This is a genomic window from Fusobacterium perfoetens (assembly GCF_021531595.1).
In the GTDB taxonomy this organism is placed as follows: Bacteria; Fusobacteriota; Fusobacteriia; order Fusobacteriales; family Fusobacteriaceae; genus Fusobacterium_B.
Window position 1 is genome coordinate 75111 of record NZ_JADYUD010000004.1, and the last position, 19247, is coordinate 94357.

Genomic DNA, 19247 nt, shown 5'->3' on the forward strand with positions numbered 1-19247 from the left:
TTATTTTTTCTTAGAATATTTCCCCATTTTTATTAAGTTCTTTTGCTAGTTCTGATAATATTTTTTCTTTTACAGGATTTTTCATATCAAGCTGAATAAAAAAACATTTCTCTATATATTTTTTTAAAGAAACATCTTTTTTAAAACCTGCATCAATTAAATCACTGCCTGATATTATAGCATTTTTATTATTTAAATCAAAGATATAGCTTTTTATTTTTTTCCTATTTTTTCTTACAATATAAAGTAGATATAAAATTTTGAAAGGAGAAACTTTATTTAAAGCACTATATATATGTGACGGTTTATATGCCTCTTTTAAATTTTCAGTAATTTTTTCTTCCTCTCCCTCTTCAAATATAATTGAAGAAAGATTTTTCTCGCTCATTTCAAAAACTTTTAAAGCTTCTTTTTTCTCAGAAGGTAAAAGATTTCTAATAAGATACATAAGTATAAAATTGCCTTTTGAAATCTTATGTTCTTCTTTCATCTTTTTAAAAGTATATTTTTTTACAATATCATTTATATCTTCAATATCTTTATCAGAAGGGTTTGGTATTCCTAAAAATGAAAATATTTTATAATCTCTTAAAAGGGTAAGAATACCTATAAGATTTTTTTCTGAAAGAAGCATATAAATTTCATTTTTTATTCTTAAATTTGATATAGAAGAAAGATAATTTTTTTCCATTGCTTCAAGAAGAAGATTTTTTGTATTTTCTTCAAAAGAAAAATTATATCTTGCTGCAAATTTAACAGCACGAAAAATTCTAGTAGGATCATCTTCAAAGCTTTTATCGTGAATAATTCTTATGACTTTATTTTTTATATCACTTAGAGCATTTAAAGGATCATAAAGCTCTGCTCTTTTATCAAAAGAAATATACATTGCATTTATAGAAAAATCTCTTCGTATAAAATCTTTTTCAATAGAAGCAGGAGTTACTACTGGAAGAGCTCCTGGATATTCATATACTTCACTTCTAAAAGAAGCAATATCTATATTTGTTCCTGTCTTTGTAAAAATATTATATGTTAAAAATCTTTCTGTATATCTATGCTTTGATACAGCTACTTCAGGAAGAATATATTTTGCAAATTCCTGAGAATTTCCTTCAATTACTATATCAATATCAGCACTGTTTCTTCCGAGAAAGATATCACGGACAATACCTCCTACAAGATAAACTTTTGTATCTCTTTCAAGAGAAACTTTATATAAAACATTTAAAGTATGTTTAAGACTTTTAGAAAAAATCTTTTCAATGTTTGGATTATATTTAGTAAGATAATTCAGATAATTTTCCATGTGAAACTCCTTGTGTATTTCGTAATTTTATTATAACACTTTTTTCTCAGTAAGAAAAATATATATATTCTGCAATTTTATTTATAAGAAAAAATTATTATATTATAAAATAATATAATTTTATTTTATTAAAAAATAATGCTAAAATTAGTTTGTAGAGAAAAGGGAAATATAAATAAATTTTAAAAAATAGATTTTTTAGGAGGTTATTATGAATTTTATGCTTTCAAAAGAACAAGAAAATTTTAAAAATGAGGTAAGAGAAATTACAGAAAAATATGTAATTCCATTTGCAGCTGAAAATGATAGAAATGAATCATTTCCAAAATTATCAATAAAAGCTCTTACTGAAAAAGGGCTTATGGGTATTCCATTTGATAAAAAATATGGAGGACTTGGACTTGACAATATAAGTTATATAACAGCAGTTGAAGAGCTTTCAAAAGGATGTGCTTCTACAGGAGTAATTATGTCTGCTCATACTTCTTTATGTTCATGGCCTATTGCAGAATATGGAAATGAAGAGCAAAAAATGAAATATTTAATGCCTCTTGCAAAAGGTGAAAAAATAGGGGCATTTGGTTGGACAGAATCAGAAGCAGGAACAAAAACAACTGCAGTAAAAGAAGTTGACAGTTATATTATAAACGGTAAAAAAGTTCTTATAACAAATTCACATGAAGCATCTATATTTGTAGTTTTTGCTAAAACAGATTTTGAAAACAATAAGCTTTCAGCTTTTATTATAGAAAAAGGAACAAAAGGATTCTCTCTTGGAGAGAAGGAAGAAAAAATGGGTGTAAGAGGTTCATCTACATCTGAACTTATTTTTGAGAACTGTGTTGTACCAAAAGAAAATCTTCTTGGAGAAGAAGGACAAGGTTTTGAAATTGCTATGGCTGCTCTTAACGGAGGAAGAATAGGTGTAGCTGCTCAAGCTGTAGGAATTGCTCAAGGTGCATTAGATGAAGCAATAAAATATGTAAAAGGAAGAGTACAACTTGGAAAAACTATAGCACAGTTTCAAAATACACAATTTCTTATTGCAGAGCTTCAAACTAAAATAGATGCAGCAAGACTTATGACATACAGAGCTGCTAACATGAAAGATCTTGGAGAAAATTATGGATACATGGCATCAATGGCAAAACTTTTTGCTTCTGAAATAGCTATGGAAGTAACTATAAAAGCTGTTCAGCTTTTTGGTGGAAATGGATATTCTAAGAAGTTCCCTGTTGAAAGAATGATGAGAGATGCAAAAGTAACAGAAATTTATGAAGGTACATCAGAAGTTCAAAAAGTAGTTATTGCAAACTACCTTAATATTAAGTAAGCCCAAAGCATATAATTCATAAAAGAAAAGGATCGGAAATTTCCGATCCTTTTCTCCATTATTAAAAATTATTATTTTAAAAGTTTCATAACTTCTGTCATAGTATCAGCGAATCCTGTTCTTATTACAAGTTCTGCACTTCCATCTTGAGAAGTTGGAGTTTCATTTATTATTATAAGGTGTTTTCCTGTAAAATAATTTAAATAATATGCAGCAGGATAAACAGTAAGACTTGTTCCTACAATTATTAAAGTGTCAGCTTTTTTAATTTCTTTTATAGCTTGTTCTGTAACTTCTTCATTTAACATTTCTCCGTAAAGAGTAACATCTGGTCTTACAATTCCTCCGCATTCACATTTAAAAGATTTGTCAGAAGTTTTTCCACAATTTAGACAATACCATCTTTTAAGAGTTCCATGAAGTTCTAAAACTTTTCTGCTTCCTCCATCTTGGTGAAGATTATCTATATTTTGTGTGATAACAGCTTTTACTTTTCCCATTTTTTCAAGTTCAGCCAGAGCTTTATGTCCTGCATTTGGTTTTACATCATTTATAGATAGTTTTTCTACAAGGTATTTGTCAAATATATCTCTATGCTGAAAAAAGAAATCATGACTTAAGATTTCTTCTGGTTCATATCCCATATAATTTCTTTCATTATATAAACCATTTCTTCCTCTGAAATCTTTAAGCCCAGAGTCTGTTGAAGCTCCAGCTCCTGTAAAAAAAACAACATAATTACTTTCTTTGATTATATCTGCCAGTTTTTTTATATTATTTTCCATGATAAAGCCTCCTTTATTGTTAAAGAAAATACATCTGTATAATTTATAAATTGAATTTTATTCCAATTAAATTATACTATATTTTTTGTATTTGACATAATATATTTTGGTATGTAAAATAGGTATATTCCAAATTAAACTAACAAAATTTTCAGGAGGGGATAACATGGAAAACTTAAAAAATCTTTTTCAAGATGACAGAGAAGTATTTAATGCAATAGAGGCAGAAAGAGCCAGACAAAATGAGGGAATAGAACTTATCGCTTCAGAAAATTTTGTATCCAAATCAGTACTTGAGGCAGCTGGAAGCGTTATGACAAATAAGTATGCTGAAGGATATCCTGACAAAAGATATTACGGAGGCTGTGAATGTGTTGATATAGTTGAAAAACTTGCCATTGAAAGAGCAAAAGAAATCTTTAATGTAAAATATGTAAATGTTCAGCCTCATTCAGGTTCACAAGCAAATATGGGAGTATATAAGGCTCTTTTAAATATTGGAGATGTTGTGCTAGGAATGAGACTTGATCATGGAGGACACCTTACTCATGGTAAAAATGTAAACTTCTCAGGAAAAGATTATACAGTATATTCTTACAGTGTAAGAAAAGATAATGAATTAATTGATTATGATGAAGTTGAAAAAATAGCTATGGAAGTAAAACCAAAACTTATAATAGCAGGGGCAAGTGCTTATCCAAGAATAATAGATTTTAAAAAATTCAGAGAAATAGCAGATAAAGTAGGAGCATATTTAATGGTTGATATGGCTCATATTGTAGGTCTTATCGCTGCTGGAGAACATCCAAGTCCAATTCCTTATGCTCATGTTGTAACAACTACAACTCATAAAACATTGAGAGGGCCTCGTGGTGGAGTTATTATGACAAATGATGAAGAAATTGCCAAAAAAATTGATAAAGCTATTTTCCCAGGAATACAAGGAGGACCTTTAATGCATATAATAGCAGCAAAAGCTGTAGCATTTAAGCAGGCACTTTCTCCTGAATTTAAAGAATATCAACATCAAATTGTAAAAAATGCAAAAGCTCTTGCAGAGACTCTTGAAAAAGGAGGTCTTAGATTAGTAAGTGGAGGAACTGATAATCATATGATTCTTATTGATTTAAAAAGTTCAAAAGGACTTACAGGAGCAGAAGTTGAAAAGGCACTTGATAAAGCAGGAATTACAGTAAATAAAAATGGAATTCCTTATGATACAGAAAAACCTATGGTGACAAGTGGAATAAGAATAGGAACTCCTGCTGTTACTACAAGAGGAATGAAAGAAAAAGAGATGGAAGAAATTGGTAACTTCATTCTTGAAACAATAGAAAATATTAATAATGATGAAAAGCTTAGCGAAATTAAAGGTAAAGTAAAAGAACTTTGCTTAAAATTTCCTTTATATGAATAATTGAATACATGAAAAATTAAGGACTGCTATAAATTCTATGGCAGTCCTTGTTTTTTTAAATTTCTTCGTCTAAAATTCTAATTTCTTCATCTATTAATAATTTCAGAGTTCTTAATTCTTTTTCAGTAAGAGTTATTCCTTTTCCCATTTTTTTATGCTCAGAATCCCAAGTTCTAATATCATATTTTGGTTCTTCTCCATTCCAGCTTATACGAGTTAGTTCTTTTTTCCAACCTTTACTAGATTCTGATATAATTCCTAATTCATTTAAAATTTCAAATTTTAATTCTTTCTTTTCCATAAATTATTCCTCCATTTTTACTCTCCATGCTTTTCTATTGCTTGTTGCTTTTGTCCCTCTTCTGTCAAATGAATAATTACATTTATTAACTTCTAAAAAATTTTCTATTTTTTCTTTTTTTTCAGAGTTATATATTATCCATAAAAGTCCTGATAATTTTCTGTTATCTATATACTCTATATTTTCATTATTTAAAAAAGAGAATATGTCTTGTTTTGAGTTTTCTGCTGATTTTTTTGAAGATTTTAAATTTTCAGTTTTATTTTTTTGTTTCTTCTCTTCTTTAGTATATTGTTCTGAAAAATTGTTATCGTTTATTTCTTTAATAATTTCAGCATTATTTTGAATTAAAAAATCTTCTTTTTCATTTTTCCACTGTAACAAAATATCATTAGCACGGGTTTTAATTTTATTTATTAAATCATTATCAGAGTCATCTTCGTATGAATCACAATTTATTTCTTCAGGATAAATTCCTCTTTTATTTAATTCTGCTTCAACTTCTTCCATTGTAAGAACTGGATTTCTAAAATATTTGCTTCCTCTTATTCTTATAAAATTCCATCCACAACGCTCTAAAACTTCTTGTCGCTCAATGTCATTTTTTATTTGCTCTTCACTGCTATGCCATCTTTCTCCATCACATTCTATTGCTACTTTTTCATTTTTATAGCTGACAACCATGTCTATTCTGTATGCTCCCACTTCCCATTGTTGTTTAATATTGTAATTTCTTGCTGACAAATATTTTGCCACTTCTTCTTCAAAAATAGAATCTGATTTTGAGTTTATCTCATCATCTTGCATAAAGGCTCTTTGATTTTCTCCAAATTCAAGTAATTCTTTTCTTATATCTCCATCTTTCAAATCATTTCTAAAATCAAGGGAATGTACAATCCACATTTGATCTTTGGCACGGCTTGCAGCAACATTATATTTTTTCTTATTTAAATTATCAGTTCCTTCTGTTTTTTTGATTAAAGGAGTTGAAGAATTTTTATTGCTGTCTACCATGCTTAGAAAAATAACATCTCTTTCATCTCCTTGAAAATGGCTGGAATCTCCACATAAGATATTGTGTTTTTCTATTTCTGCAGTTCCTATTTTTTCAACTAATAATTTTTGTATATATTCAACTTGTTCCTGCCCTAATAAAGAAATAATCCCAAAAGTTGAATTTTCATATAATCTTTCCTCTAAACATGAGCTTATAAGACTTATAATAGTTTCAGCTTCAACTTTATTAATTTTACTTTTTTCTTCTCTTTCTCCATCAACTCTATAGTTAATAACAGCAGGTTTTAACTTTGAACTATAAGTTTCTCTTAATGGTTTTATTTTATAATCATAAGATGTCTTATTACTGTATCCTATAATTTCAGGAACACATCTAAAATGCTCTCTTAACATTAAAGGTTGGTATGTCGTGCTAGCAATAGAATATAAAGAAGATCTTGTTCCATATAAATCATCATTGGAAATAATTCCTTTTAAATATTTGTCTCTTAAAATGTTTTGTTTTTCTATTTTTTCACCAACTGCTGATGGGCTGACTTGCTTATCATCTCCAACTATAATAACTTTTTTTGCCATATAAAGTAAAACAAGAGCAGAAATATCAGCCTGACTGGCTTCATCAACTATGACAATATCAAATTTATTTTTTCCTGGATTTAAAGTATCAATAACTTTATTCATAGGCATTATCCAAGCAGGAACAGCTTTTTGGCAAAGAGTTATTTTTTCTTTAGCTTGTTTTCTGTAAAACTCAGCATTTTTTCCAGTTCCTTTTCCTATTTTTTCCATACTTTGCTTCCAGCCTCTTAAGGCTTGATTGATTTGTAAGTTTTCTTTCTTCTCAATAAAAGAAAGTATATGATACCATGATTTCTTTTCAACTAATTTTAAAGTTAAATTCTTCAACTCTTCTTTTGATTTTCTAACTTGCTCTTGTAAAAGTTCATAGGGCTCTTTTTCCAAATTTTCTAATTTTTGAGATAACTGTTTCCATTTCCAAGCTTCATAAATATCTGTTATATCAATTAAATTTCCGTTTTTTATTTCTTCGGCCCATTCTTCAGCTACATTTGATATTTTATTTAAAATTACTTTATATTTATTATACGAATCAGTTTTTTCAGATAAATTTTCTAAAAGTGAGACATATTTACCATAAGATTCTATATTTTTACTTTCTACAGCTGTTTTTATACCATTTTCAACAATAGAATTTATTTTTACAGAATTGATAATAAAGTTTTGATATTCTTCGTATTCTTGATTTGCTTTTAGTAATTCAAAAGCTTTGTGAGCTATTAGCAATATTTTTTCTAATTTCTTAATTTTATCTGGAAGAGTTTTTATTCTATTGCTTAATAATTCATTATCATCTTTATTAAAAATAATATTAGGATTTATTCCAGCTTTTTCAATTGAACTTATAAAATTTTCTTTTTGATTTCTGTACCAATACAAATAATAATTTATTATATTGATGATTTCATTAGGACTGTTAAGAATATCTTCAAAATGGAACTCTTCTATATTAAAACTATCCCATTTTCTTTTTAAGTCTAATTTTTTATTTTCAATTTTCAAATATTCTAAAACAAAATCACATTCTTCAATTTCTTCAATAATTTTATTATTTAATAATATTTTATTTCCTAATTCCTTTTTAGCTTTTATTAGATGAGCTTTAAAAATAATGCCAGGATTTTTTTTGGCTTCTTTCAATTTAGTTATTAAAATTTCTGCTTCTGATATTTTTAAAGGTTCATAAGAAATACTTTTATCAAAAAATTTTATAGCTTTTTCATTTATTATATTAGTTTCTTCTTCCAGTTCTGTAAGAAAATGTTCCCATATTTTTCTTTGTGTTTCATTTGTAGCTCCTATTGAAATTAAATTCAACTTCCAGTCTTTTAACGATTTTAAATTGCTTGGCAAAATATCATAAAGATTAAAATTTTTAAATTTTTCTAAATCAACTATATTTTCATTATTTAAAAAGAATTTTTTATCATTAAAATAAAAGTTTTTGCTTTCAGAAACAGACTCTAAATCATTTTTATTTTTTTCAATATTTTCTAATATCTTTTGAAATTCATTTTTAGTTTTGAGAAGTTTATAATCTAACAAATTTAGTTCTATCTCTTTTTCTTCTTCAAAAGAAACCGAATTTCTATAATTATTTAAAAATTTTAATTCTTCATTATCAATAGGACAAGGAGAGTCGTCAACAACATTTCCTTTAATTTTATTTAAAGTGTTTTCTTTTTCACACAAATAAATTCCAACTTCTTTAATAGAAAAACTTTCTCCATTATAAAATATAGATTGATTTTCCTTATATTTTATAGCAAATATTTTATTTTTAAGCTTTTTTAATTTCAAATATTCTTCAGTTCTTTCATTCTGAATAAAATCAACATCTTTTTTTAATTTTTCAGAAGTCATTCTTCCTATAGCTTCAGTAATATTTTCAACAGAACGAGCCATATCACTGTTATTATCATCTAAAATAGATATACATAATCCTTGAATATTTTTAGGAATTTTATCTTTCAAAACTTTTAAGGCTTTTTTAGTTTGGCTTGTAACTAAAATATTTTTTCCTTGAGCCAAAAAATGCCCTAAAAGGTTTGCGATAGTATGTGTCTTTCCTGTTCCTGGAGGACCTTGCACAACGACAGTATTATATTTTTCTATCCTTTCAGCTATTTCAAGTTGCTCATTATTTGTATCTTTTACAAACAAAATTTCTTTTGAAGATAAATTTTTTTCTTTTAGTGTCTTATCGTAAACTTTTTCTACTTGATTTATTCCTACTAACTCTCTAAGTTGCTCTGGAATTTCTCCAGATTCTTCAATATTTTTTATAACTTCATCTATTGCTTTTATAACTCCACTTTCTTTTTTTCTTATAAAGAATATTGGATTATCCTCTATAAGAATATTATTTTCATAATCAAATAGTTGGAAATTTTCAATATCTTTCTTATAATATCCATTCATACTTAATTCATGTATAAATTCTCTGAAAAAATTATCTATTTCATCCTCATTAAGAGGATATATATTTTTTTCTTTTATTTTTTCAGTTAATTTTAAGATATTTATCAAATTAATATTTTCTATTTCATTCAAAAATTCTGTGTATAATTGTGTATTATTTTCTTCTTCATCTAGAAATAAATTTCTTATATTTAATATATTATCTTCGGCATTAAAATCTATTTTAACTTTTTTTAATAAAATAGGATAATAAACATTATTATTTTTAATTTTAACTAGACCATTAGCAAGAAGAATTTCTAAAGTATCACTTTCTTTATTCAAATCTAAATATTGAATATATAAGTCATCAAATATTTTTCTTACCCTTTCAATATTTTTTTGCTCTTCAACCCATATATTTCTTTTTTCAATTTTTTTAAGAATTTGATTTTTTACATCATCAGTTATTTTTTCAACTTCACTTACAAAAGGAAGTCTTCCCTCTTCAAAAGAGATTTTTTCTATTACCCTTTCTTCTTTTATAGTAATTTTATCTTTAAAATTTTTCCAATCACCGTTTATCCAAGGTAAAAAGTCTTTTTCTATAACTAAAGGTTTTAAAAAGTTAGGTTTCTTTATAGAAAGAATAATTTCAGCATTATTTTCATCATAAAAGTTATTATATATAATATTTTGATGAACTGGTAAATTATTCAAAAAATAATTCCATTTTTCTTCAGAAATATTTTTATTAATAGACTTTGAATTTTTGGTTACTTCGGAGATATAGTTATATAAAGATATAACTTTTTCTTTTCCTTCCATTTTTCCTCCCAAAAATAAATATGTTCCTCATTTAATTCTATCACAAATTTATAGTAAATAGAATACAATAGGAAAATTAAAAAGACAGCCATAAAATTGACTGCCTTTCATAGATTTATAGAATGGAATTTAATATATGCAAGTGTTTTATTATTTTTTGCAACCACAGCTGCATTTTTCTATATGAAGTTCATGCCCCATTCTTTCTTGTTTAGTTCTAAGGTATCCTTCATTTATTTTATTTGCAGGAATTTCTATCTCTCTTCTTTCTGCAACTTTTATTCCATAAGATTCAAGCCCTTTTATTTTTTCAGGATTATTTGTCATAAGTCTTACAGATTTTACACCAAGTGCTTTAAGCATTTGAGCTGCAACAGCATAATCTCTTGAATCAGATTCAAAACCAAGTTTAAGGTTTGCATCAACAGTATCATATCCCTCGTCTTGAAGTTTGTATGCTTTTATTTTATTGATAAGACCAATTCCTCTTCCTTCTTGTCTAAGATAAAGAACGATTCCTTCACCAAATTTCTCAATTCTTTCCATTGCAGTTTTCAGTTGAAGACCACAGTCACATCTGTATGAACCAAGAATATCTCCAGTAAAGCATTCAGAGTGAATTCTAACAAGAACTTCATCTTTACCATTAACATCTCCTTTTACAAGAGCAATGTGTTCTTTTCCATCAAGGTGATTATCAAATCCTACTATTTCAAATGTTCCATATGCAGTAGGCATTTTTGCTCTGCATTCTATATTCATTAATTGGTCATGAATTTTTCTATATTTAATAAGTTGTTCAATAGAAATCATTTTTAGATTATGTTCTTTAGCAAATTTTTGTAAATCTTCAAATCTTGACATTGTTCCGTCAGCATTCATAATTTCACAACAAAGTCCTACAGGTTTTAATCCTGCAAGTTTTACTATATCAACAGTAGCTTCTGTATGTCCGTCTCTTTCAAGAACCCCATTATCTTTTGCTAGAAGAGGGAACATATGTCCAGGTCTTCTGAAGTCAGAAGGTTTTGCATCTTCTTCAGTACATTTTACAGCAGTGATTCCACGCTCATAAGCTGAAATTCCTGTAGTAGTGCTTATATGATCTATTGATACAGTGAAAGCTGTACAGTGATTATCTGTATTTTCAGTAACCATTTGAGGAAGATCAAGTTTTTTAACTATTTCTTTGCTCATTGGCATGCAAATAAGTCCTTTTGCATAAGTTGCCATAAAGTTTACATTTTCAGTAGTTGCAAACTCAGCTGCACAGATTACATCTCCTTCATTTTCTCTGTCTTCATTATCTACAACAACAATACATTTTCCATTTCTTATATCTTCAATTGCTTCTTCAACTGTGTGTAACATTATTTTTTCCTCCTAATATCTTAAAAAAATCCATGAGAAGCTAAAAAGTTTTTATCAAGGGAGCTTTTCTTTGAATCTTTTTCTTCATCTCTAAAACTCATCATTCTTTCAATATATTTCCCTATTAAATCTGTTTCAACATTTATATAATCCCCTGCTTTTTTTCTTCCAAGAGTAATCATCTTTTGAGTATGGGGAATAAGAGAAACTTGAAGAGTGTTTCCTGAAAAACCTACAACAGAAAGACTTGCTCCATCAAGGGTAATTCTTCCCTTTTCAACAACATATTTCATAAATCTATGCTCTATTTCTATTTCATAAATTTTAGCAATTCCATCTTGTGTAATTGATTTTATAACTCCTTCACAGTCAACATCTCCTGTGACAAGATGTCCTCCAAGAGGAGTAGAGAGAGTTATTGATTTTTCAAGATTTACAAGGCTTCCACTTTTTAATCTTGCTAGATTTGTTCTTTTTACTGTCTCATGCATACAGTCTGCAACAAAATAATCTGCTCCTATTTCAACAGCTGTAAGGCAAGTACCATTAGTTGCAATACTATCTCCTATTTTAGCATCTTTTAAGACTTTTTGACATTTTATTTTTAATTGAACAGATTTTTCTCCATTTTTTATAGAAAGTACCTGTCCCATTTCCTCTACGAGTCCTGTGAAAATATTAATCACCTCACTTTATTTGTGAAATTTCACAGAGATATTATCATCATAGATATTAAATTTTACATTTTCTAAATGAAAACAATCTTTTATCTCTTTGAAATCAAAACCATCTATAAAAGGAAGTCCTCCTCCTAAAATTTTAGGAGCTATAAAGATTTCTCCTCCGTCAATTCTATTTTCTTTAAATGCTTTTGATATAAGGTATGAACCTCCCTCAAGAAGAACAGAATCTATTTTAAGTTCTCCTATTTTTCTTAGCATTTCATCAACAGAGAAATTATATCCTTCCATATAGATAAATTTTATATTTTTATTTTCTAATATTTTAGCTTTTTCACTGTTTATATTTTCTGATGATGTAATAATTATGCTTTTGTTATCATCAGCCATTTTAACAAAATTGCTTTCAAGAGGTGTACGAAGATGTGGATCTACTACAATTCTAAAAGGATTTACACCATTTTCAATTCTTGCTGTAAGTCTTGGATTGTCATTTATAAGAGTGTTTATTCCAACCATTATTCCCATAAGTTCATGACGAAGGTGCTGTACTTTTTCTCTTGATTTTTCATTTGTTATCCATTTTGAATCTTTGTAATTTGTGGCTATTTTACCATCAAGTGTTATTGCACATTTTAAGAAAAGATAAGGATTTTTTTCTGTAATATATTTCATAAAAACCTTATTAAGCTCTTTTGCTTCTTTCTCTCTAACTCCTACTATAACTTCAATACCTGCATCTTCAAGTATTTTTTTCCCTCTTCCTGCTACAAGAGGATTTGGATCAAGACAGGCTATAACACATTTTTTTATTTTCATTTTTTTTATTTTTTCAGCACATGGAGGTGTTTTTCCAAAGTGTGAGCATGGTTCAAGTGTGACATATATAGTTGCTCCTTCAGCTTTTTCTCCTGCCTCATCAAGAGCATATACTTCTGCATGAGGGCCTCCATAAAATTTATGCCATCCTTTTCCTATAATTTCACCGTCTTTTACAACAACAGCTCCAACCATTGGATTTGGATTTACATACCCTCTTCCCTTTTCAGCAAGTTCAAGGGCTAAATCCATATATTTTTCGTCCATGACACTACATTCCTTTTAATAAGTTGCACATTTCAATAGCACCATTTGCAACATCAAAACCTTTATTTCCTGCTTTTGTTCCTGCTCTTTCAATAGCTTCTTCAATATTATTTGTAGTAAGGACACCAAACATTACAGGAATTCCTGTACTAAGTCCTATTTGTGCCACTCCTTTTGAAACTTCTGCACACACATAGTCAAAGTGTGGAGTTGCTCCTTTTATAACAGCTCCTAAAGCTATAACAGCATCATATTTTCCAGATTCAGCCATTTTTTTAACAACGATAGGAATTTCAAAAGCTCCTGGAACCCATGCTAAATCAATATCATCATCATTAACTTCATGTCTTTTTAAAGCATCAACTGCTCCTCCTATAAGTTTAGATGTGATGAATTCATTGAATCTTCCTGCAACAATTCCTACTCTTAATCCTTTACCACTGAAATTTCCTTCTAATACTCTCATTTTTTCCTCCTATTTTTTGACCACAGGACATAAAAAAACCCGAAGATTTAATTCTTCGGGCTTGTTATTGTAAGGTATTTTTAATCATATAGAATTCTAAAAATTTTTATCACATATATTACAATTTGCAATAAATAATTTTTAAATTATCTTTAACTATGAGATATATTTTTAATATCTATGTGATTATGCAATACTTCTTCCATCCAGACTATACTGTCGGTATCGGAATTACACCGATTCAAAGTTAAAAAACTCTCGTGGACTGTCACCACCGGTCGGGATTTGCAATTTGCTCACCCTGCCCTGAAGATTTACATTTATTACATGTTCTAAAACAATTATACCTTATTCTGATAATTTGTCAACAATTTTATTTTACAGTTTGTGCAGCACTTTCATTTATTCTTTTAATTCCAATGGTAGAAAAGATTATAAAAGAAAAAACAAGAGTTATAACTTCATTTGCTGGAGCAGACATCCATATTCCTCTGCTGTCAAAAATAAGAGGGAATATATAAAGAAGTGTATTTATAAAAATAATTCCTCTTAGTATACTTAAAACTGCAGAGATTAAAGCATCTTCAATAGCTGTGAAATACGCACTTATAATTATATTTATTCCCATAAGGATATAAGTAAAACTATAAATTCTTACAGCTTCTTTTGTAATTACAAAAAGATTTTCATCATTTTTTACAAACATTGAAATAATGTCGTGAGCAAAGAAATTTATTGTAAGATAAAACATAACTCCTAAAATAGTAACTGTTCCAATACCTATTTTTAAAACTTTTTTTATTCTTTTATATTTTTCAGCACCATAGTTATAACTTATAACAGGTTGAAGTCCTTGAGAAAATCCAATCATTGTCATTGTAACAAGTGTTGAAATATATCCTATAATACCAAAAGCTGATACACCTTTTTCTCCTATCATTCTCATGATATTTATATTAAACGCCATAATAACAATTCCTGTAGCTATTTCTGTAAGAAATTCTGAAGAACCATTAAAGCATAAAGCTCCTATCGCTCTGAAATCAAATTTTGTAAATCTGAATTTAAGTTTTTTAGCTTTAAAAACAAGGTATCCTCCAAGTGAAAGGGCAGTCCCTAGTTGTGCCATACCTGTAGCAAGGGCAGCTCCTCCTATTCCCCAGTGAAGATGAACTATAAAAATGTAGTCAAGTACAATATTTATAATTGCACCTGCTAAATTACAAAGCATTGAGTATGCAGGATTTCCTTCTATTCTTATAAAAATTTCAAATCCATAAGAGAGTAAATAAAAAATAGTAAAAAATGAAATGATGAAGAGATATTTTTCAGCTGAATCTATAATAACATCATTTGCTCCAAGTATTTTTACTATTTGTCTTGGGAAAAATACTCCAAGAGTTCCTAAAAGTCCTCCAAGTACCATAAAAAATTGTGTAGAAAGACTATATATTCTATTTGCTTCTTTTAAGTCTCCTTCTCCAAGACGAATAGCAATAATAGTTCCGCCACCTACAGCTATCATTATTCCAAGAGCGAAAGAAATATTAACATAAGGCATTACTATGTTTACTGCTGCAATTTCTTTAGCTCCAAGATATTTTCCTATAAAAATACCATCAACTATAGTGTAGAGTGAATATATCCACATTGTGAATATAGATGGAATACCGTATTTTAAAATAATTTTTGTAAGGCTGTCCCTGCCTAAGTCCAATTTTGCCATATATATCATTCTCCTTTTATATTTTATTTTTTTCTAAGAATGATATACTTTAAGTGTCCCTGTCTCTGAAAAGGAGCTTCCATAGTGATACTTCTGCTGAATTTCTCCAGTTCATAATATCAACCTCCTTATGTTAATATTATAAACTCTAGAATAATTCCAATGTCAATATAAATTTAATAAATAAGACTTCTATTATCTCTCATGGAAAAAAGTTTCTAATTTTTCACGCATTTCTTTTGCTCTTTTAGGATTCCCTTTTGCAGAAATTCCAAGAATATATTCTTCATTATCTATAATACTTCCAAAACGGCAATTCATTTCTGTTTTAGATGTAATATTGTTTACAAGAATATTTCTTTCGTCACATATTTTATAAATCTTTTCATTAAGCTCTTTATTATCTGTAGCACATATTACCATAAAAGTATTTTCAAGCAAATTTTCAGAAAACTCTCCTAAAATTATATCTATATTTTTAAGACTTTTAAATTTTTCTTCTTTAATTTCTTTTGTAACTACTAAGACACAAGCCCCATATTTTAAAAGTGTTTCAGCTTTTCTATATGCAATTTTTCCAGCTCCTATAATAAGAACTTTTTTATTTTTAATATTTATAAATAATGGGAAAAAACTTTTTTCTTCCATGATTTTCTCCTTTTAATATTTTTAAGTTTTTTATTATTATATCATATTATTAAAAAATATTATTAGCTGTCTGTTTTCTATAATTTATGATAAAATTAAACTGAATAGATATAAAGGAGAGAGAGCATATGGGAAAACTTCTCAGAGAAAAATATTATAAAATTGGCGAAATAAGTAAGATTTATAAAATTAGCAGTGATATACTTAGATATTATGATAAAATAGGGCTTGTATCTCCCGATTTTGTAGGAGAAAATGGCTATAGATATTATTCTAAAAAGCAGATTTGGAGACTTAATAATATAAGAAACCTGAGAAATATTGGTGTAGGTCTTGAAGATATAAAAGATTTCCTTGATGAAAGAAATATAAATTCTGCAAATGATATAATAGAATTTCAGCTTGAAAAAGTTGAAGATAAAATAAAAAAACTTACAGAACTTAAAGAGGAACTTACAAGCAAACTTGAAAATATAGAATTTTTTAAAACTTTTAAAGATTTTAATAGACCGATTTTAAAATTTATTCCTAAAAGAAAATTTCTTCGTTCAAAAGGAAACTTTAAACAAGATTGGGAAATAGATTTTGAACTTAAGATATTAAATGAGAAAACAGAATATGATAGTGATTTTATTCTGACAAATAATGAAATAGGAGCAACTCTTTCAAAAGAAAACTTTTTAAAAGGAGAATATCTTACTTTTTCTGAAACCTTTATAATAAATGATGTAAAGGGAGAGATAATGGAAGAGGGATATTTCCTTACTATTGTTTTTAGAGGAAACTATAAAGAAAGTTATAAGTATTATGATATTTTAAAAAAATATATAGCTTCTCATAATCTTGAAGTTATTGGAGATATTCATGAAATTTATCATATTGAAATACATATAACTGAAAATGAAGATGAATTTATTACAGAAATTCAAATACCTGTTGCTGAAAAATAAATAAAAAATGGGCTGTTCAATATTCTAAAATTTTATTTTTATAGAATCATTACAGCCCATTTATTTTTATAAACTTTCTATAATATCTTTTGTAATATTTTCAGCAATAGCTTTTACAAGTTTTACTGTTTCAATATAGTCATCATAAGAGATAAATCCATAATGTGAATGAGTATATCTTACAGGAATTCCTATTACAACAGTAGGTATTCCTCCATTTTCAAGATGAATTTTAGAGGCATTTGTTCCTCCACTTTCTCTTACTGTTTCTTGAATTTTAATATTATTTTCCTCAGCAATTTTTTGAATAAATCTTATAAGTCTAGGATTTGCAATCATTGTAGGATCAATATGACGAACTTGTGCTCCCTTTCTTAAAGCTCCCTGACTTCTGTATTCATTTCTGAAGTTATCATCAGCAGGAGGCCCTTCAAGTACAATAGCTAAATCAGGCATAACTTTTTGAGCAGCTACAAGAGCACCACGACACCCCTCTTCTTCTTGAGAAGATAAAACTCCTGTAAGAGAAACAGATAGTTCTTTTCCTTTAAGTTCCTTCATAACATCAAGAATTACTGCACAGCCAACTCTATCATCAAAAGCTTTTCCAAGAAACATTCTTGAATTTTCATTGTATGTACATTCAACATCAGGTATAACAGGTGCTCCTACACCTATTTTAAAATTATTTACAGTTTCATCATATGAAGTTGTCCCAACATCAATAAACATATCTTTCATATCTGTAACTTTTCCTGCATCAGCTTTTGAAGTAAAATGAGGAGGAATTGAAGAAATTATCCCTTCTACATAATTTCCTTCTTTATTAAGAATTCTTACTTTGTGAGCAGGGATTTGCTGATTGCTCCAACCTCCAAGAGATATAAATTTTAAAAGTCCATTAGGCTCTATTGACTGAACCATAAATCCAACTTCATCTGAATGAGCATCAAGCATAACAACAGGTTTTGTTCTCTCGTTTTTTTCTATATTATTTATATAAAGATTTCTTATTTTATCTTCATATACAGGATAATCTTTTCCTATAATTTCTTTTGCAAGTTCTGTAACTTCATCTTCAAATCCTGAAACTCCATTTGCATTACTTAATTTTTTAATAAGTTCTATTGAGTTCATATTTTCTCCTTAATTTAATTATTACATTTTTATTTCAAGGAGCACAGCTCCTATTTTTTTTATCATTTCATCTGTTTCATTTTTAAAATTATTATAGTATTCCTTGAAATCCTCTTGAATTTCAACTGTAACAGCAGGAGGATTTGGAGTTTTTAAAAAATCAAGATGAGTATCCTTATCATCTATATTTTCTGAAATAAATTCATAAGCCTCTTCTGTTTTTACAACGATTCCCATAACAGCAGCCTTAAGTTTATGATGTATTTCAAAATGAATTATATCATGTCTTGAAGGAAAAACAAGAAGAACAAAATCATCATATTTTTCATTTATATATCCCATAGCATGCTTCCTTTCCTGAATAAACTTTTTAAACTCATCATATTCAGGAAGATTCATATATATTTTTTCATCAACAACTTCTGTTGCTTCTGTATTTTTAATATAAAAATTCATTTTCTTTCCCCATTTTCTTTGATTTATTTTAATTTGATTATAACAAAGGTTCTTTTAAAAGTCAAAAATATAGAAATAAATTAATATAAAATAAACTTTGTAAAATTAAAAATTATTTTATATTAAGCAATGAAACAAATTCTTGAAATTTTAGTATTTTAAAAGGGGCTTTATAAAGCCCCTTTTATGTAATAACTATTTTTTTAATTTAACTCTCATTAAAAGATCTCCAGCTTTAACATCTCCAGAAGCTACAACTTCAAGAGTGTCAACCATATCCATGCTTGTAATAATTATAGGAGTCTTAGTAGATTTAGCATTATTTTTTATAAATTCTAAATCATATTCTATTAATTTATCTCCTTTTTTAGCACTTCCTGCATCTGCAACTCTTGTAAGACCTTCACTGTTTAATTTAACAGTATCTATACCGAAGTGAACTATCATTTCAAGCCCGTTAGCTGCTTCAAGACTTACAGCATGGTTAGTTTCAAATATATCTATTTCACCGTCAATAGGAGCATATATAGCACCTGGAACTGGATCTATTGCACAACCGTCTCCTATCATTTTTTGAGCAAAAGCTTCATCTGGAACTTCACTTAAAGGAATTACTTTTCCATTAAGTGGAGAATAAATTTCAAACCATTCCTCAGTTTTTTTACCTTTTAAGAAATCAAAAAATCCCATTTGTCTCTCCTTTTAAAACTTTCTTTGATATTTATTTTGATACTTTATTATTCCATATTTACAAAAAT

Annotated in this window: 16 protein-coding genes and 1 riboswitch; of the genes, 3 read left to right on the forward strand and 13 right to left on the reverse strand. The window is 27.9% G+C overall.

Translation table 11 applies throughout. The annotated features are described in order from the left end of the window. Nucleotides 1-10 precede the first annotated feature (10 nt). Nucleotides 11-1309 carry a hypothetical protein gene (locus I6E17_RS03270; RefSeq protein ID WP_235235527.1) on the reverse strand — a complete coding sequence of 433 codons (1299 nt, stop codon included), beginning with the start codon at nt 1307-1309 and terminating at the stop codon, nt 11-13. A gap of 211 nt (nt 1310-1520) precedes the next feature. On the opposite strand from I6E17_RS03270, the gene I6E17_RS03275 reads away from it, so the two are divergent. Continuing rightward, nucleotides 1521-2642 carry an acyl-CoA dehydrogenase family protein gene (locus I6E17_RS03275; RefSeq protein ID WP_235235529.1) on the forward strand — a complete coding sequence of 374 codons (1122 nt, stop codon included), beginning with the start codon at nt 1521-1523 and terminating at the stop codon, nt 2640-2642. Nucleotides 2643-2713: 71 nt separating this feature from the next. On the opposite strand, the gene I6E17_RS03280 is transcribed toward I6E17_RS03275, so the two are convergent. Then, nucleotides 2714-3427 carry an NAD-dependent protein deacylase gene (locus I6E17_RS03280; protein ID WP_235235532.1) on the reverse strand — a complete coding sequence of 238 codons (714 nt, stop codon included), beginning with the start codon at nt 3425-3427 and terminating at the stop codon, nt 2714-2716. Nucleotides 3428-3593: 166 nt separating this feature from the next. Here I6E17_RS03280 and glyA point away from each other — a divergent pair, with 166 nt between their 5' ends. Next, on the forward strand, nt 3594-4844 hold the full coding sequence (gene glyA / locus I6E17_RS03285; protein ID WP_235235534.1) for a serine hydroxymethyltransferase: 1251 nt from the start codon (nt 3594-3596) through the stop codon (nt 4842-4844). Between the two features lie 55 nt (nt 4845-4899). Here the strand turns inward: glyA and I6E17_RS03290 are convergent, their stop codons facing one another. The 8 genes from I6E17_RS03290 to I6E17_RS03325 all read right to left on the reverse strand — a co-directional run bounded on the left by I6E17_RS03290 (nt 4900) and on the right by I6E17_RS03325 (nt 15946). After that, complete coding sequence (locus I6E17_RS03290; protein WP_176828708.1) at nt 4900-5145, reverse strand: YdbC family protein; 246 nt, start codon at nt 5143-5145, stop codon at nt 4900-4902. A gap of 3 nt (nt 5146-5148) precedes the next feature. After that, a complete protein-coding gene (locus I6E17_RS03295; protein WP_235235536.1) occupies nt 5149-9969 on the reverse strand; it encodes an AAA domain-containing protein in 4821 nt (1606 codons plus the stop codon). A gap of 150 nt (nt 9970-10119) precedes the next feature. Next, nucleotides 10120-11340 (reverse strand): bifunctional 3,4-dihydroxy-2-butanone-4-phosphate synthase/GTP cyclohydrolase II, encoded by a 1221-nt coding sequence (locus tag I6E17_RS03300; RefSeq protein WP_235235538.1) that lies wholly within the window; start codon nt 11338-11340, stop codon nt 10120-10122. 20 nt (nt 11341-11360) lie between these two features. Next, nucleotides 11361-12017: a riboflavin synthase gene (locus I6E17_RS03305; protein ID WP_235235702.1), complete on the reverse strand. Its 657-nt coding sequence runs from the start codon at nt 12015-12017 to the stop codon at nt 11361-11363. A gap of 15 nt (nt 12018-12032) precedes the next feature. After that, nucleotides 12033-13106, reverse strand: a complete 1074-nt coding sequence (gene ribD, locus I6E17_RS03310) for a bifunctional diaminohydroxyphosphoribosylaminopyrimidine deaminase/5-amino-6-(5-phosphoribosylamino)uracil reductase RibD (RefSeq protein WP_235235540.1) — start codon at nt 13104-13106, stop codon at nt 12033-12035. Between the two features lie 4 nt (nt 13107-13110). Then, a complete protein-coding gene (gene ribE, locus I6E17_RS03315) occupies nt 13111-13572 on the reverse strand; it encodes a 6,7-dimethyl-8-ribityllumazine synthase (protein WP_176828705.1) in 462 nt (153 codons plus the stop codon). Nucleotides 13573-13762: 190 nt separating this feature from the next. Beyond that, nucleotides 13763-13890, reverse strand: a riboswitch (FMN riboswitch). Nucleotides 13891-13945: 55 nt separating this feature from the next. Continuing rightward, nucleotides 13946-15298, reverse strand: a complete 1353-nt coding sequence (locus I6E17_RS03320; RefSeq protein ID WP_235235541.1) for an MATE family efflux transporter — start codon at nt 15296-15298, stop codon at nt 13946-13948. A 195-nt stretch (nt 15299-15493) separates the two neighbouring features. Continuing rightward, on the reverse strand, nt 15494-15946 hold the full coding sequence (locus I6E17_RS03325) for a precorrin-2 dehydrogenase/sirohydrochlorin ferrochelatase family protein (protein WP_176828703.1): 453 nt from the start codon (nt 15944-15946) through the stop codon (nt 15494-15496). A gap of 128 nt (nt 15947-16074) precedes the next feature. On the opposite strand from I6E17_RS03325, the gene I6E17_RS03330 reads away from it, so the two are divergent. Then, the gene (locus tag I6E17_RS03330) at nt 16075-16896 is read left to right on the forward strand and encodes a MerR family transcriptional regulator (protein WP_176828702.1); all 822 of its coding nucleotides are present in this window, start codon (nt 16075-16077) and stop codon (nt 16894-16896) included. A 66-nt stretch (nt 16897-16962) separates the two neighbouring features. On the opposite strand, the gene I6E17_RS03335 is transcribed toward I6E17_RS03330, so the two are convergent. The 3 genes from I6E17_RS03335 to I6E17_RS03345 form a co-directional block, all read right to left on the reverse strand. Then, nucleotides 16963-18033 carry a M42 family metallopeptidase gene (locus I6E17_RS03335; RefSeq protein WP_235235542.1) on the reverse strand — a complete coding sequence of 357 codons (1071 nt, stop codon included), beginning with the start codon at nt 18031-18033 and terminating at the stop codon, nt 16963-16965. A 21-nt stretch (nt 18034-18054) separates the two neighbouring features. After that, complete coding sequence (locus tag I6E17_RS03340) at nt 18055-18489, reverse strand: hypothetical protein (RefSeq protein ID WP_235235543.1); 435 nt, start codon at nt 18487-18489, stop codon at nt 18055-18057. Nucleotides 18490-18684: 195 nt separating this feature from the next. Further along, nucleotides 18685-19179, reverse strand: a complete 495-nt coding sequence (locus tag I6E17_RS03345) for a PTS sugar transporter subunit IIA (protein WP_235235544.1) — start codon at nt 19177-19179, stop codon at nt 18685-18687. Nucleotides 19180-19247 lie beyond the last annotated feature (68 nt).